The 15,550-nt window shown below is 36.4% G+C and carries 15 protein-coding genes; 4 read left to right on the forward strand and 11 right to left on the reverse strand.

Going from position 1 to position 15,550, the window contains the following annotated elements; translation table 11 throughout:
• Positions 1-131 precede the first annotated feature (131 nt).
• From GM552_RS02545 to queG, 7 genes are all read right to left on the reverse strand, one after another.
• The gene (locus tag GM552_RS02545; RefSeq protein WP_155565133.1) at positions 132-1,808 is read right to left on the reverse strand and encodes a sugar MFS transporter; all 1,677 of its coding nucleotides are present in this window, start codon (positions 1,806-1,808) and stop codon (positions 132-134) included.
• 191 nt (positions 1,809-1,999) lie between these two features.
• On the reverse strand, positions 2,000-2,638 hold the full coding sequence (bluB, locus tag GM552_RS02550; protein WP_155565134.1) for a 5,6-dimethylbenzimidazole synthase: 639 nt from the start codon (positions 2,636-2,638) through the stop codon (positions 2,000-2,002).
• A gap of 59 nt (positions 2,639-2,697) precedes the next feature.
• Positions 2,698-3,360, reverse strand: coding sequence for a phospholipid-binding protein MlaC (locus GM552_RS02555; protein WP_110438693.1), 663 nt, complete (start codon positions 3,358-3,360; stop codon positions 2,698-2,700).
• A gap of 15 nt (positions 3,361-3,375) precedes the next feature.
• Entirely contained in the window at positions 3,376-4,197 is an 822-nt protein-coding gene (locus GM552_RS02560; RefSeq protein ID WP_155565135.1) for a VacJ family lipoprotein, read from the reverse strand.
• A gap of 282 nt (positions 4,198-4,479) precedes the next feature.
• Positions 4,480-5,310, reverse strand: a complete 831-nt coding sequence (locus tag GM552_RS02565) for a TerB family tellurite resistance protein (RefSeq protein ID WP_110438695.1) — start codon at positions 5,308-5,310, stop codon at positions 4,480-4,482.
• 170 nt (positions 5,311-5,480) lie between these two features.
• Positions 5,481-5,705, reverse strand: coding sequence for a ribbon-helix-helix domain-containing protein (locus tag GM552_RS02570; protein WP_155565136.1), 225 nt, complete (start codon positions 5,703-5,705; stop codon positions 5,481-5,483).
• 20 nt (positions 5,706-5,725) lie between these two features.
• The gene (queG, locus tag GM552_RS02575; protein ID WP_155565137.1) at positions 5,726-6,784 is read right to left on the reverse strand and encodes a tRNA epoxyqueuosine(34) reductase QueG; all 1,059 of its coding nucleotides are present in this window, start codon (positions 6,782-6,784) and stop codon (positions 5,726-5,728) included.
• A gap of 371 nt (positions 6,785-7,155) precedes the next feature.
• On the opposite strand from queG, the gene GM552_RS02580 reads away from it, so the two are divergent.
• A complete protein-coding gene (locus GM552_RS02580; protein WP_155565138.1) occupies positions 7,156-8,400 on the forward strand; it encodes an NAD(P)/FAD-dependent oxidoreductase in 1,245 nt (414 codons plus the stop codon).
• Here the strand turns inward: GM552_RS02580 and GM552_RS09035 are convergent, their stop codons facing one another.
• From GM552_RS09035 to GM552_RS02595, 3 genes are all read right to left on the reverse strand, one after another.
• Positions 8,401-8,715, reverse strand: a complete 315-nt coding sequence (locus tag GM552_RS09035; protein ID WP_155565139.1) for a TM2 domain-containing protein — start codon at positions 8,713-8,715, stop codon at positions 8,401-8,403. It lies immediately after the preceding gene.
• A 210-nt stretch (positions 8,716-8,925) separates the two neighbouring features.
• On the reverse strand, positions 8,926-9,300 hold the full coding sequence (locus tag GM552_RS02590) for a VOC family protein (protein WP_155565140.1): 375 nt from the start codon (positions 9,298-9,300) through the stop codon (positions 8,926-8,928).
• Between the two features lie 60 nt (positions 9,301-9,360).
• Positions 9,361-10,791 (reverse strand): PLP-dependent aminotransferase family protein, encoded by a 1,431-nt coding sequence (locus GM552_RS02595; RefSeq protein WP_155565141.1) that lies wholly within the window; start codon positions 10,789-10,791, stop codon positions 9,361-9,363.
• A 381-nt stretch (positions 10,792-11,172) separates the two neighbouring features.
• Between GM552_RS02595 and pdxS the strand changes: the two genes are divergently transcribed.
• The 3 genes from pdxS (at position 11,173) to GM552_RS02610 (ending at position 14,012) form a co-directional block, all read left to right on the forward strand.
• Positions 11,173-12,060, forward strand: coding sequence for a pyridoxal 5'-phosphate synthase lyase subunit PdxS (gene pdxS / locus GM552_RS02600; RefSeq protein ID WP_155565142.1), 888 nt, complete (start codon positions 11,173-11,175; stop codon positions 12,058-12,060).
• 80 nt (positions 12,061-12,140) lie between these two features.
• A complete protein-coding gene (gene pdxT / locus GM552_RS02605; RefSeq protein ID WP_155565143.1) occupies positions 12,141-12,716 on the forward strand; it encodes a pyridoxal 5'-phosphate synthase glutaminase subunit PdxT in 576 nt (191 codons plus the stop codon).
• A 189-nt stretch (positions 12,717-12,905) separates the two neighbouring features.
• Complete coding sequence (locus GM552_RS02610; protein ID WP_155565144.1) at positions 12,906-14,012, forward strand: AAA family ATPase; 1,107 nt, start codon at positions 12,906-12,908, stop codon at positions 14,010-14,012.
• Between the two features lie 173 nt (positions 14,013-14,185).
• Here GM552_RS02610 and tgt read toward each other — a convergent pair whose 3' ends face one another.
• Positions 14,186-15,328 carry a tRNA guanosine(34) transglycosylase Tgt gene (gene tgt, locus GM552_RS02615; protein ID WP_155565145.1) on the reverse strand — a complete coding sequence of 381 codons (1,143 nt, stop codon included), beginning with the start codon at positions 15,326-15,328 and terminating at the stop codon, positions 14,186-14,188.
• Between the last annotated feature and the right edge of the window lie 222 nt (positions 15,329-15,550).

The following is a 15,550-nucleotide window of genomic DNA, read 5'->3' on the forward strand; positions in this document are numbered from 1 at the left end:
GATGTAATGTATATTGTAATTTTTATGCAGACATGAAAAATCCAGAATACGGACAAAAATTTTTTTTTCAGTTAAAGGCACATCCGTATTCCAGATTTCAGGTTTTTTAAAGAATTATATTTATGAATAAATTATGCTGTTACTTTTTTTGGATTGGAACCTTTGGCACCGTAATATAGAATAAATGCGTAACAAATCAGGGTTAGAAAGAATGCATGCTGAATTCCAATGGCATCGCTTAGCATTCCCTGAATGAACGGTACGACTGCACCACCAACAATAGCCATAACTAACAAACTCGATGCCTGTTCTGTTAGAGGGCCCATTTCTGCAATACCAAGTGAGAATATGGTTGGGAACATTATAGAGTTGAACAACCCAATCGCCACGATGGAATAAACTGCAACATACCCTGTGCTAAACATGGTTGTCAATAAAAGACAGAGATTGATAATTGCACACCAACTTAGCATTTTACTTGGCGAACTTTTGACCATCACGGCTGATCCAACAATCCTGCCAACCATGGTGCCTCCCCAGAATAAAGTAACATATTGTGCAGCTTGCTGTTCAGACATTCTGCCTATTTCTGGCAGGGTCAGATAATTTATCATAAAACTGCCCAATGCGACTTCGGCACCAACATAACAGAAGATTCCTATAGCGCCCAAAACTGCATGAGGATGTTTGAACACGTCAGAAAGTTTATATTTTTGTTTCTGTTGGTTTTGATTGTCGTCTTTGTTGGTAGGTAATTTAAAGATTGCTACAAAGCCAGCCAGTAAAACAAGGATAATTCCAAGCACTGCATAAGGAGTTTGAACAGATTTAGCTTGTTCTTTACGATACTGTTCAATTTTAGTATTGGTTGAATCAGAAATATGTTGTTTGAGCTGTGTGAGATTTTCCTGATCAATTGGTTGCAATTTCAGGGTTGAAAAGCTTTCAAGAGCTTCAACCAAGGACCCGGTTGGAATTTGATCAATTTGTTCAGCGGTGAAATGACTTAATAAGCTTAATTTTTTTTCAGTTGGTATATTGTTTAGTGTTGTTCCAATTAATTCGGGTGAAAATTTTTGTAATTCTTGTTGGATTAGGGAATCCGGAAGCTTTTCGTATACATAAGGAGGTATGTTTTTCAAAGCATAAGCAACATTTTCATTGGAGGCCTTTGCAAAAATTGCCTCTATATCATTTGTTGGATTATTTTCAAGAGTTGAAATTAACTGGATGGTCTGTGGATCGGATGCAATCCTGTTGGGTATTGTATAAGCGGCACCGGTTAAGATTAGAATACTGCCAAGATAAGGAGCAACAGTCGTCCCAAGGGCATTCAAGGCCTGGGCCATGTTAAGGCGGCTAGAACTTGTTTTTTGTGGCCCTAAAAGTGTGACATAAGGATTGGCTGAAACTTGCAGGATGGTAATGCCGGTTGCCAAAATAAATAGGGCAAGAAGGAAAAAGTAGTAATTCGCAATTGTTGCTGCTGGCCAGAATAAAAATGTTCCAATGGCGGCAATAATCAATCCGGTAATGATTCCTTTTTTATAGCCAAGCCTGGATACAATTTTGCCTCCTGGAACAGACATTAAAAAATATGCTCCAAAAAACGTGAATTGCACCAGCATCGCTTGTGTGTAATTAAGGTTAAAGACGGTTTTGAGATGTGGAATTAAAATGTTGTTTAGACAGGTTAAGAAACCCCACATGAAAAACACGATTGAAATAACACTTAAGGCAATAGGGTAATTGGTAAATTTATTGTCTTGAGTTGTTATGGTTGACGCTTCATTTGAAGAATGACTCATAAACTTAATTCCCTTGTTATTTAGGGTTATATTTTATATCAAGATGGTTTCTTTTTTAAGGTAAATATAGAAAGGCAATATTTATTTAACAAGAACTCATAAATTATAGCAAAGCATAAAAAGTGTCTGTTAAAAAGGTTTTTTTTTAATTAAACCGTAAAAAATGCCACGGAATTCTTAATCTTGAATTGTTATTTGATGATCCATTTATTTTTTTGCGAATTACGCTTTTCCCAACCTTTTTCTTCAAGCTCTGGTTTATCCCGGATCGTTTGTGGATATCCAACACAGAGGTAAGCGATAAATTCAAGGGTTTCCGGTATTTCAAGAATCTGATGTATATCCTTTGGTGTTATGATGGAAACCCATCCAACGCCTATACCATAGGCTCTGGCAGCTAACCAGAAGCTATATATGGCCATAACAGTTGAGTAAGCGGTGGTTTGCGGCATTGTCTTGCGTCCTAGGCCTTTGCCCTGATCGGGATTGCGTTCGGAAAAAACAGCAATATGATGTGGAGCGTCATCCATTCCGGATAGTTTTAAAGAATTGTAAAGTTTTTGTTTATCGGAACTGTAATCACGGCTTGCCTGTAAATTATTTTTTTTAAAAACATTATAGATTTTCTGTCGCAATTCGGGCCTGTTAATTTTGATAAAGTACCAGGGTTCACTCAATCCAACAGAAGGTGCCTTACATGCAAAAGACAATAATTGATTCATTATTTCGTCAGGTATAGGATCTGGTTTAAAATGCCTGACATCCCTTCGCCAAGTGAACAGCTGTTCAAGCTCATTTATAAAATGATCTGAAAAACGCTCTTTAGTCATGATTACTGGCAGGATAATTATTATGCCATCATAAAATATTTTATGATGGTCAATTTAATTTAGGAATGGTTTTGAAGTTGGCGTTTTAAGGCTGCAATCAAAGCGGATACATCATTTTGATGACGTGCAATAAAAGATGTGTAATCTCCTCTTTGAGTTACGGCAAGTGACGCATTTTCACCAATAATATCAACAACCATTGGGGAGCCATTTTTAATTTCAATAATCCACTGAATGACGACATCTGGCTGTTTTGGACGTTTCAAGGTAGTCTGAATGGATTTTTTGTTTCCCTCTGTTGACGTAATTTCGCCAATGGTAAATGAAACCCCTTTATATTCTCCAAGCCGATTGGTAATTGAATTAACGAGTACCTGATGAAAAAGCTGGGTATATTCTTGTTGCTGGTCTGAAGTGGCGACCCTCCAAAAACGCCCCAGACAGAATTTCGCGATACCATCGACATCAACATATTTATTCAAAATAGGCAGAAATTTTTCTTTTTGTTCAGTCTTCGAATAATCTGCATTTACAATGGCAACCATTTCATTCCCGGTGGATCGCAGCCACTCTTTCAACTGATTGTCGGAATAGGTGGCTTCTGAAGCATGAACTTGGGTTATAAGAGGGAAAATCGCTTGTTTTGAAACAACGTTCCCAGCAAGGAGAATACCGCTAATCGCAAGTGCAGGAAAAAAGATTTTACAGGGATGAATTTTCAAAATATAGCTCCTAAATTATTTAACATACCATGCAGGGACAGTTGCTCTATGATCCTCGATAAGTGCTTTGATTTCAGCATCTTGCTGTTGTTGATAGGCACTTCGGATGGTTGCGTAAGGATCCAAAGAATCCTGTTGCAATTGATTCATTGCATCAAGATAATCAGCCCTCGAACTTATTACACCTAAAATATTATATGCCCAGTTAAAAGTTATCAAGCCATATCCTCTGGGGACATAATTCCATGGTGACAGACCAACCGCAATGATGGATCCCCCACCTTCACGTAGAGAGGTTGGTCCCATGAAGGGAACGAATAGATAGGGACCTGATTTTACGCCCCAACTGGCCAGAGTCATACCGGGGGTGGTGTCATGATGTTTATATCCAGCCATTTCGGCTACATCTATTAATCCTCCAATTCCGGCCACCATGTTTATACACCAACGGGCAAAAGCATCTCCAGCGCGTCTTGATTTACCTGCCCCGACATCTGAGAAAAAGACAACGGGTTCATCCATGGTGCGTATCATATTGCTGAGTGATTTCCGGACCACTTTTGGCACCGCCCATACATACGCTTTGGCTACAGGTTTCAGCGTATATTTATCCATTTTTATTGTAAAATTGTACATTTTACGATTGGTTGGCTCATATTTGTCATTATTATGTTTATATTCAGCCAAGGCTTCAGGATCTTTTGGTGGCGGATTACTGCATCCATTCAGAAAAATGCCAAGACAGCCCAGAAAAGTTAAGCAAGGTAATAAAAAATTCTTTTTTTTCAGTTCGGATGATTTTGGAAAATTAAAGAAAGAAAATGGGGTGAAATTCATGGCAACCTTTGTTAACTTTTAATTCGTTATAACAATTTTAAATTTTGATCATACAATTTAAATGAATTAAATAAATAATCATAACAATTTAGGCAATAACAATTCAGAACATAGCAGATTCATCATTAAACAACAGAAAAAAGAATTTGTATTAATTAAAATTGAGACATGAAAGATCTGATTGTGATAATAAAACAACAAATAACGAAAGATCTTTTATGTTATGCTCATGTCTCAAAATTAAGAATCTGATCCAAACGATTATATAGAAAATTGTTGAAATTAAATTCCACGATTATGTTTAATATAATCCCATGCAGCATTAATTTTTACGATTTTTTGGTTTGCCTTTTCAATTTCCTGTGGATTTCCCCCTTTTGCTGCAATAAGGTCAGGATGATAGATGCGAACAAGTTCACGCCAACGGTTGCGGATAGTTTCGGTATCCGTTTTAGGATCAACCCCAAGTATTACGTATGCATCAGGTTCGTCAGAAACAGAACGGGGACTGCCTCCTTGGGCTGCATAATCCCATACTCGTTCTGAGAGACCGAATATATGCTGGATATGTCGCAAATATTTTTCTTCAAGCGGATGAAGAGGTTCCGATTTTTTTAAATCAGAACGGGCCAGCATATATAGAAGGATAAAAACATTTTCAAGTTTGCCTTTTTCCTCTTGGAAATTGTGTTTAAGAATTTTTGCAAATTTTGGATAATCATCAACTCTTGAACGGGCCCGATCAAAAAGCATACCTATTTGCTTTTCTTGCTGTGGTGGAATATGAAGATGATGTTTAAAATAATCAACCTCACTTCGGTTGACCGGACCATCACATTTGGCAAGCTTGGCAGATAAAATGATGAGACATAATGCCATAACTTGCTCTTTTTTACCGGCATTTGAGGCCATTTGCACAGCAATATAGGTGCTGGCACCCACAAGATCGGGAGAGATCTTATGTTTCCATTGTTCAACCCATCCTCCCAAAGGTGGATTTAACAGCTTGTTTTTATCTGCAGCATGACCAATGGCAGCACCTAGTAATGCTCCAAGAGGACCACTTGTTGCGAAGCCGGCGATTGTTCCAAAAATTTTTCCAAAAACAGGCATTGAATTAATATAATAGAATTAAACTCGCTTCATTCTATTATTCTTTTGTTAAAAGGCAAATTTATTTTAAAAGTTTTCGTGGCATATATTATCTGTAATATGAGGGATAATCTTTTTATTTAATTACAGTCAATGATTTTTATTGAAAAAAAGTTGGAAAAATCAAATAACTATATTTTTTTTAATATAAAATGTAACGCTGTTAATCTTAGCATAGAGGATAGCGGATGATTTGCACACCGTTTTGCATCAATTTCAGTAATCAAATGAAGCAGGGTAAGATTTTTTGATACCGCCATTTGATCTAGAATATCCCAAAAGTCCTGTTCCAGAGCGATGCTTGTGCGATGGCCAGAAATTTGAAAACTGCGTTTTTTTAAATAATGTCGTGACATGATTTTTGATTGGCTTGCAATTATATGGATATCATAAATTGATCAAATGCCCATTGGGCTGTTTCCTTGATAATAGCATTATCATGATTTTTCCAATTTATTATTAGTGGTAAAAGATTTTCTATATTTGAATTACCTGCCGCAATCAGGATATTCCTGATAAATCGTAAATGACCAATACGCTTTACAGGAGATCCAGTGAAAAAACTTCTGAAATCTTCCTCATTGAATTGAAGAAATTTTGCAAGTGGGGGTAAAACAAGTTCGGTTCGAGCCTGTAACTTGATGTGACGACTTTGACTGGCGAAACTATTCCATGGACAGACAGCCAGACAATCATCACAACCGTAAATTCGATTTTGCATAGCCTTACGAAATTCGATGGGGATACTGCCGGCATATTCTATAGTGAGATATGAAATACAGCGTTTTGCATCCAGTTTAAAAGGCTCGGGGAAAGCCTGAGTTGGACAGGAAACCAAGCATTTTTTACAGGAACCACAATGTGATTTGCTTGCAGGTAAAGGGGGAATATGAAGAGTGGTCAATATCTCACCTAAAAAAAGCCAACTGCCAAATTGACGGGAAACCAGATTTGTATGTTTTCCCTGCCAACCTAAACCTGCCTTTTGCGCGAGAGGTTTTTCCATGATAGGTGCCGTATCGACAAAAACTTTAACCTGTTCATTATTTGAATAATATTTTGTCTCTTTTAATATAAATTGGGCTAAATGTTTCAGCCATCCCTTGATTATATCATGATAGTCCCGATTACGGGCGTAAACAGATATATTAGCACATTCAGGATGTTTAAGATTTTCCAGGGGATTTTCCCGGGGGCCATAATTTACTCCCAAGACAATTGCCGTTTTCACTTCTGGCCATAAATGGTGGGGACTGGAACGATAATATAGACGATCTTCCAACCACTGCATGGTTCCATGCCGTTTGAGAGAAATAAACTCCTTAAGTAAAACCGCTTTTTCTGGTGGTAGAGATGCTTCACAAATGCCACATTGATCAAATCCCAATTCAATCGCTTTTTTTTGAATAAGTTTGGAAAAATTTTTAGGTAGCATGAAGATATGAATATATAACTATCATCAATTGTAATTCAGATTATTTATTTATAGAATAGGTTTGTATATTCAAACAAGTTTTCTTTAAGTGTAGAAAACATTCTTAAAATGAAAAATATCAAGAGACATGATTTTTATTGTCACATAAATAAATATAGAAATAGGTCATGATTATATAGTTTTATTTGCAATTGACCTAATTATTTAAAAATTGTAACGTCATCATTAAAGAACAAATAATAAGTTGTTGTTTTAAGAAAAGTAATAATTCAAATAAAAATTCAGTTTATCAATTAAACAATTGTACGGTTTTTTTTAAATCATAAACTTTATAAGTATTCAATTAAGATCACGTAAAGGGGCAAGTAAAAATGCAGAAAAAACGTATTGTTGTATTAGGAGGTGGAATTGCGGGAATGGAATTCGTGACCCGATTATCCTCTTTATTGAAATCTGAACAATATGAATTAATGTTAATTGATAAAAGCGAATATCATATTTGGAAACCGATGCTGCATACATTTGCTGCAGGAAGTGCGAAACCCAATGAACAGGGGATTAACTTTCTTACACAGGCCAAACGTGATGGTTATATCTTTAATCCGGGAAATGTTTCAAAAATTGACTTGAAACAGAGAAAAATCACTTTAGACGCATTATATGACAAAACCAACAAAGAAATACTTCCGGAACGGAATATTGAATTTGATTACTTGGTTATTTCAATGGGCAGTAAAACCAATGATTTTAATACTAAAGGTGTAAAAGAATATGCCTATCCAATTGATGATCTGGATCATGCCCTTGATTTTTACAATGATTTAAGGAATTTTATAATACAAGCTGCAATTTTGAAGGAAAAGCATCATGTTGTCATTGTTGGGGCCGGAGCGACTGGAGTTGAGTTAAGCGGTGAAATTATCTATCAGCTTAAACAGTCTTCACAGTATGTTGGGTATGATTTTACCGATTATTTGCATTTGACAGTTGTGCAATCAGGGGATCAGATTTTACCCACTTTTGAGAAAGAAATTGGTAATGCTGTCAAAGTGACCATGAATAAAATTGGCATAAATACTTTGTTATCAGCGCGCGTAAAGGAAGTAACCAAGGATCACGTATATCTTGAAAATGGTGCTGTAATTCCTGCAGATCAGGTTGCTTGGACAACCGGAATAAAAGGTGATAATTTATTGCAGGAAATTGATGGTGTCGAATATTCCAAACGATCCCAGATTGTTGTGACCCCACGATTACAAGTCATTGGGTTTCCCTATGTATTTGCAATGGGAGATTGCTCTTCTGTTCAGGATAACTCTTTACCACCAACCTCGCAAGTGGCTACGCAACAGGCCTACTATTTAAGTCGTAATTTTTTAAAACTGATTCAAGATCCTGCTTCGGTCAACCCTTTTGATTATAAAGATTATGGTTCACTTGTCAGTGTTGGACGTTATCAATCTTTTGGTGTTTTTGGTCATCATATTGCAATAAGAGGGTGGGTTGCCAAAATTGCACATTTATATTTGTATCGCTCACATCAAATCAGAATATTGGGTTTGAGACGAGCAATCAGCGCAATTTTGGCAGATAAATTCAGAAAGCTGTCAATATAGTTAGGCTCGATAAAAGGTTTTGGGTTTGCTTGTTTGTATTAAGAGCATAAATAAATCATACATCCACCACAGCCAGACAATTCCGCAAAAAACATAACCTATCAGGACTATTTTTGTAACTAATCCTAAAACCATAAGGAAAGCCATCAGGATACCGGTAAAAAATTTGTTGATATAGAGACGATGCACCCCGAAGAAGCCCAAAAAAAACCAAAGGATCATAGCGATTACAAATGACCGGTTACTAACATTTAAATTGGTTACCAGACTTATTAATCTTTTACATTCCTTTAAAGTTAAATTGTTTTTGAACATTGATGATTAGCTTCCATTAAAAATTAATGATCAATGTATTATATAATTCAAATATCTTGATTTTAAATGTATTGGGATATGGGAATGTAGTATTAACTGTTTGTTTAAAATATAAATAAATTATTGATTTATATTAGATCAATGTTCATTATTTTTGAACATTGATTGTAAATAATATGTAACAAACTTTGAATCATTCAAGAAACTATTCTATTCTTCATAAAAAGCGCAAAGTTTGTTTCCATCAGGATCACGAAGATAAGCCAGATATTTATTTGTTCCTTTGCGTAAACCTGGAGGGTCCTCAATTGACACACCACCATTGGCTATTCCTGCGGCATGGAATTGATTGACCTGTTCGGGAGAGTTCATTTGAAATCCGATAGTTCCACCATTGGAATAAGTTGCAGCCTGTCCGTTGATTGGCTTGCAAATAATCAGTTTTTGACCATCCTTCGCATAAAAAGGACGCCCCTTTTTATCAAATCCTGAATCGGAAAGATTCATAACCTTGAAAATAGAATCATAGAATTTCTTTGCTTTTTCTACATTGTTGGTGCCGACGCAGATGTGACTGAATAACATGTTTATTTCCTTATAAAATTACTTGATTTGTATAAATAGGTTAGAATTGATATTGCCTTTTCACAATGAATTTTTTAATCTTTTGATTGTTTTTGAAGAAAAATGAGAGAAATTAAATCGTATCTCTCCTTGAGACCCTCCAAATTCTTCACCCTTTGCAATAATTATTTTTTGTTTTAACCATTCCTGTAAAAGGGTGGACAATTCCTTGTTTTTGTCTGGAGGACATTTTGAATAGAGATAAAGTCCACCTTTTGGAGGTTGAATTTGAAACAGAGATTGGTAATTTTGATCCAACCAATGACATAGATTCTTTGCTTTTTTCGAAAGTTTTTTCTGTAGAAAATTGAAATGATTATCCATTTGATGGGTTAAATAATACTGGGCAAGTAATTGTGGTAAAACACTTATTCCACCCTCGATTTGACGTCTAACATTGGCAAGCTGATGGATAATGGGACGAGGGGCTATAATCCAACCAACACGGATTGCTTTACCAATATATTTAGATAAAGAACCAAGATATATAACCTGTTTGTATTTGTCATACATTTTGATGGATCTACAATCGGTATTCTCATCAAACGAAAGTAGGCTATATGCATCATCTTCAATAAGAGGAATTTGATTATCATGACAAAGCCGTAGGATTTCTTTTTTACGAAAAGATGAAAGGATTGAACCGGTTGGATTTTGAAAAACTGGATTTAAAAAAATCATTTTTACGGGATGTTTACGAATCAATTTCTGGAGTATTTCTGGGTTCACCCCATTTTGATCCAGTGCAGCAGGATGAACACGTAAACCGGAAGCTTGAAAAATGGGAAGTCGGAAAAAAGAGGAAGGGGTTTCTATCGCAATATGATCGCCTGGCCCTAACAAGGTTTGAGTCAATAAAAAAAGGGCCTGCTGAGTTCCAGTTGTAATCAGAATTTCGGATAGGTCAACTGATATACCTATACGTTTTTTCATATGATATTGAACGGCCTGGCGAAAGGAATAAAGACCTAGAAGAGTAGTTTCATCATCTTGTTCTAACGATAGAACATGTTGCCAGGGTAAATCGGTAGGATCAATTTTTGGTAAAAGGGAAGGTGCAAGATCACCAGTTGCCATATCATTAAGGTTGATATGCTTTTCCTGAGCCTTTTTACGTAATTCTTGTATATGAATTTGATAGGGATCTCGCTGATATTGGGTATATACCGATTTGACAGGATACCAATTCATTGATGGATAAAGATTTATTTCATGTTTGAGCGGATTTACATATGATCCACTGCCTATTTTTCGAATTAATAATTTTCGATCTGTCAATTCGTTCAATGCACGGATAACAGTTGAACGATTGATGTTCAGGAGATGGCTCAACTGCCTTTCAGAAGGCAATCGTTCACCAGGACCCAGGGTACCATTTATAATGGCTTGCTGAATAAGATGAATAAGTTGTTGATATAACGGTTTATTGGAAGAGGAAGACAAAGTCCACATGATGATCAAACCCTGAATACAGAGACATGATATAATATTAATATTTTTTTTACTATATTATTTTTTTATTATCATTATGGAATTATTTCCATTGCTGGATATTATCAAGCTAGGTTTTTGGTTATAAAATATATTCCTTTCAAAATTGCCGATTGTATTTGTTGTAAAGGTATCGAACGATCTTTCTATTATCCCTTCTACAAACGGGAAACTTTTTGTCAAATTTATAATTCCAGTTGATCCGACATTGGTTATTAGTCATGGCACTTTTTAAGTGAGGATTATATATAAATTGGATGGGTTTGAATCATACCAATTGGATGTTTTAATTCCCTGAATGTTTATGCATGATAATCTTAATTTAAACCGGAGAATATATTAATGAATAAAAAAGTAGGATCTGAAAGAGTAAAACGTGGTATGGCCCAAATGCAAAAGGGTGGGGTCATTATGGATGTTGTGAATGCAGAACAGGCAAAGGTAGCAGAAGCAGCGGGTGCAGTTGCCGTGATGGCTCTGGAACGGGTTCCTTCTGATATCCGTGCTGCTGGAGGGGTGGCTCGTATGGCTGATCCAACTATTGTTGAGGCTGTTATGAAAGCGGTGACTATTCCTGTAATGGCAAAAGCCCGGATTGGTCACATTGCCGAAGCTCGCGTACTTGAAGCGATGGGTGTTGATTATATTGATGAAAGCGAGGTTCTTACACCTGCTGATGATGAATATCATTTGCTGAAAAGTGAATATACAGTGCCTTTTGTGTGTGGATGCCGTGATTTAGGTGAAGCATTGCGCCGTATCGGAGAGGGTGCCTCTATGTTAAGGACCAAGGGGGAACCGGGCACAGGTAATATTGTTGAAGCTGTACGTCATATGCGCAAGGTTCAGTTACAAATTCATCATGTAATGGGATTGAAAGACGATGAATTGATGGTATATGCACGTGATCTTGGCGCACCTTATGAATTGGTTAAACAGGTTAAACAACTTGGCAAATTACCTGTTGTAAATTTTGCTGCGGGTGGTGTGGCAACACCTGCGGATGCGGCCTTGATGATGTCATTGGGTGCTGATGGCGTTTTTGTTGGATCCGGTATATTCAAATCAGAAAATCCCGAAAAATTTGCCCGTGCAATTGTTCAGGCCACAACTCATTATGAAGATTACAGATTGATTGCCGAATTATCCAAAGGGTTGGGTGTGCCAATGAAGGGTATTGAAATGAGCAAATTATCAGTGGATGAACGAATGCAAGAACGGTCCCACTAGGTTTTGGGAAGGGGGAAATTTGAATTTCCCCTTTATAGGAATTTTTATAATGTTGATTAAAAAGGTATATATGAATTATAATGCATAAAAAAATTGGGGTTCTTGCGTTACAAGGAGCAGTGAGTGAGCATATTGCCCAGTTGCAGGGATTGGGTGCTTTGGGAATTGAGATCAAAACAGCAGAAGACCTTAAACTGGTAAAGGGATTGATTATACCTGGTGGTGAATCAACAGCAATTAGCCGTTTGATACAAGAAGTTGGACTTTATGAACCAATACGTGATTTTGCAAGAAAAAATCCGGTTTTTGGTACTTGTGCAGGCTTAATTTTGTGTGGTTCCTCTATTACAGATGGTGGAGAGAAATTAAAACCTTTAAATTTGATCGACATTGCCGTAACACGTAATGGTTTCGGTCGTCAGATTGACAGTTTTGAAGTTGATTTGGATATAAGAAGTATAGGAAAAAATATTCCTTCCGTTTTTATTCGCGCCCCCTATATTGCTTCAGTTGGTGAAGATGTAAATGTCCTGGCGGAATATGATAAAAAAATCGTTATGGCGGAACAGTGCAATATTCTAGTTTGTTCTTTTCATCCCGAATTGACAGAAAACAATCAGGTTATGGATTATTTTATATCCAAGATTGACAGTTGATGAAATTTATAAGCTAATCGTTCCTTTGTTTTCTTTCCAATGAACAAAAAAGCCAGCATGGTATAGTGATTGCTGGTTTTTTTATTTGCAAAAAGATAATTTTTAAATAAAACGTTTCACTTATTTATCATTTTAAATTTTAATAAAATAGTTTATTTATTTGAAATATTTATATTAAGGTATTTGATAATGAAAATTAAAAACGTTCAAATCAGGAATTTCAAGCGTTTTACTGACTTGAAAATTGAGGGGATTCCAGAAACTGCTAAAATGGTTGTTTTGGTAGGGCCGAATGGTTGTGGAAAATCATCAGTGTTTGAGGCATTTAATTATTGGCAGTCATCGAATTTTTCACAAAAAATTCATCAAATGAATAGTTCAGCTCAAAAAGAGTATTTTCTTAAACAGAGGGCAATGATAGAACAGATAGATAATCATTCTGAATATTATCTTGATATATGTAAAATTGAAATATATTTACACCAAAATGGTAATAAATCGAAATTTTATTTTAGGACAGCATACCGTAACGACCCTGGTTTTTCCGTTAATACTCTTGAAGCTAGTGGTGGCAATAATACTTTGGCATTTATTGAAAATGACCAACGTGTTATGTTGAATTACCAAAAAATCATAAAAAGAACAATTGATAGGTTATATGAAGAAGACAATGACAGTAAAACAATCAAAAAATTAAGAGAAGAACTAATTGGTAAACTTCAACAATCAGTGCAAAATGTATTTAGTGATTTGATATTAAACAACATTAAATCACCATTAGAAGAGGGTACCTTTTACTTCAAAAAAGGAATTGTAGATCATTATAATTATAAAAACCTGTCCAGTGGGGAAAAAGCCGCCTTTGATTTATTATTAGACCTAATTATTAATCTTGATGAATATCAAGGTGCTTTATTTCTTATTGACGAGCCTGAAGTGCATATTCATACCAATTTACAGGGTAAAGTGATTGAAGAGATGTATAATCTTATTAAAGGTGAAGGGCAATTATGGATTACGACACATTCACTTGGTGTCATGATGAAGGCTAAAGAACTTTCCCTTAAAGATCCAGGCAGTGTCGCTTTTCTTAATTTTGACCAGCATGACTTTGATCAAGCGGTTACGTTAAGGCCTTCGCCGATTGATCGGGTGGTATGGCAGAAATTCATGTCGGTTGCTTTGGATGGTTTGGAAACAAAATTGGCTCCCGAAATTATTGTCATGTGTGAAGGGAGTTTAGAGGGTAAAAAACGTTTTAATTTTGATGAGGAAATGATCACATTACCTTTATGAGAGATACGATGTGTCCCCTTATTACTCCTGATACTAAACTTTATAAAGAAATGGAGCGGGATATTATTGAACCTATTTTGGAATGTGCTTCATCTAAACAATAATTTTGTCTTCAAGGGGTATCAAGACAAAGCTTTAAGCAATATTTTTAGTTTATATTATTGAAGTTATAATCAATTCCATTCATCCAGTTTCCAATCGCCTTTATTCCAGTCATTATGCAATTCTGTCGCTTTTTCTTCTAAATTTTGATCCAAGATAGCCTGATGTATAGTTCGCATTAGCCTTTGGTAATAGGCAAGATTATGCCAGGTTAGCAACATTGCTCCAAGGATTTCCTTGCTGCGGAAAAGATGATGGATATAGGCACGACTGTGTTTTGAACAGGCGAGGCAATCACATTCTGGATCAATAGGTCGCCGATCATGAATGTGACAGGCGTTTTTCATATTAAGTGTTCCACGGCTTGTATAGGCACGACCGGTTCTTCCCGCTCTTGTTGGCATGACACAATCGAACATGTCAATCCCCCGCATAACTGATCCCAACATATCCTGTGGCGTTCCCACACCCATTAGATAACGAGGTTTGTCTGATGGAAGATAGGGAATAGTTACATCAAGGGTTTCAAACATTTGTTCTTGGGGTTCACCAACAGCAAGTCCGCCAATTGCATAACCTTCAAATCCTATTTTGTTTAATGCCTCCGCGCTTTCAATCCTTAAATCGGGTTCAATACCTCCCTGAACAATGCCGAATTGAGCATAACCAGGTCTTGTCTTGAAGCGTTTTCTTGATCGTTCCGCCCAACGCATCGACATACGCATTGAGTTGGCAATGGTATCATGACTGGCTGGAAGTGCAGGACATTCATCAAAACACATGGTTATGGTGGCATCAAGCAGATATTGAATATCCGTCGAGGATTCTGGTGTCAATTTATATGTGGATCCGTCAATATGAGAACGAAAGGTAACACCTTCCTCGTTCAGTTTACGTAAGGCCCCCAGAGACATAACCTGAAACCCGCCAGAATCTGTCAAAATAGGTCCAGACCAATCCATAAATTTGTGTAATCCACCCAGTTCATGAATCAGTTCCGCCCCTGGACGAAGCATCAGATGATAGGTGTTTCCCAATACTATTCCCGCTCCGGTTGAACGGACAGCATCCATGGTCATGGCTTTGACTGTTCCCACTGTTCCTACAGGCATGAAGGTTGGCGTGATTACGTCGCCATGAGCGGTATGTAATATTCCCGCACGGGCTTTATGATCTTGAGCTTGTTGTGTCCAATGGAATTTTAACGATGTCATGATTGGTGTGTCAAATTATAAAAGGTCAATTTATTGATGTTATATAAATTTATTCTATGAAAAGGAAGATTAAAAAATTATCTAATTATCATGGATATTGAAAATTTATCATAATCTGGGGGATAGTGATCATTAATAAAATGATAAATAAAGTGATTATATTCTTTGAAATTCTTACAAGTTTTCGAAAAACCTGAATATTTTAACATTATAATTGATAAA

It is taken from the genome of Commensalibacter sp. ESL0382, assembly GCF_009725775.1.
GTDB classification, from domain to species: Bacteria; Pseudomonadota; Alphaproteobacteria; order Acetobacterales; family Acetobacteraceae; genus Commensalibacter; species Commensalibacter melissae.

Excerpts from the sequence above, each read along its gene's own strand:
- GM552_RS02545 (WP_155565133.1), bottom strand. The coding sequence starts at position 1,808 with ATGAGTCATTCTTCAAATGAAGCGTCAACCATAACAACTCAAGACAAT.
- bluB (WP_155565134.1), bottom strand. The coding sequence starts at position 2,638 with ATGACTAAAGAGCGTTTTTCAGATCATTTTATAAATGAGCTTGAACAG.
- GM552_RS02560 (WP_155565135.1), bottom strand. The coding sequence starts at position 4,197 with ATGAATTTCACCCCATTTTCTTTCTTTAATTTTCCAAAATCATCCGAA.
- GM552_RS02565 (WP_110438695.1), bottom strand. The coding sequence starts at position 5,310 with ATGCCTGTTTTTGGAAAAATTTTTGGAACAATCGCCGGCTTCGCAACA.
- GM552_RS02570 (WP_155565136.1), bottom strand. The coding sequence starts at position 5,705 with ATGTCACGACATTATTTAAAAAAACGCAGTTTTCAAATTTCTGGCCAT.
- queG (WP_155565137.1), bottom strand. The coding sequence starts at position 6,784 with ATGCTACCTAAAAATTTTTCCAAACTTATTCAAAAAAAAGCGATTGAA.
- GM552_RS02580 (WP_155565138.1), top strand. The coding sequence starts at position 7,156 with ATGCAGAAAAAACGTATTGTTGTATTAGGAGGTGGAATTGCGGGAATG.
- GM552_RS09035 (WP_155565139.1), bottom strand. The coding sequence starts at position 8,715 with ATGTTCAAAAACAATTTAACTTTAAAGGAATGTAAAAGATTAATAAGT.
- GM552_RS02590 (WP_155565140.1), bottom strand. The coding sequence starts at position 9,300 with ATGTTATTCAGTCACATCTGCGTCGGCACCAACAATGTAGAAAAAGCA.
- GM552_RS02595 (WP_155565141.1), bottom strand. The coding sequence starts at position 10,791 with ATGTGGACTTTGTCTTCCTCTTCCAATAAACCGTTATATCAACAACTT.
- pdxS (WP_155565142.1), top strand. The coding sequence starts at position 11,173 with ATGAATAAAAAAGTAGGATCTGAAAGAGTAAAACGTGGTATGGCCCAA.
- pdxT (WP_155565143.1), top strand. The coding sequence starts at position 12,141 with ATGCATAAAAAAATTGGGGTTCTTGCGTTACAAGGAGCAGTGAGTGAG.
- GM552_RS02610 (WP_155565144.1), top strand. The coding sequence starts at position 12,906 with ATGAAAATTAAAAACGTTCAAATCAGGAATTTCAAGCGTTTTACTGAC.
- tgt (WP_155565145.1), bottom strand. The coding sequence starts at position 15,328 with ATGACATCGTTAAAATTCCATTGGACACAACAAGCTCAAGATCATAAA.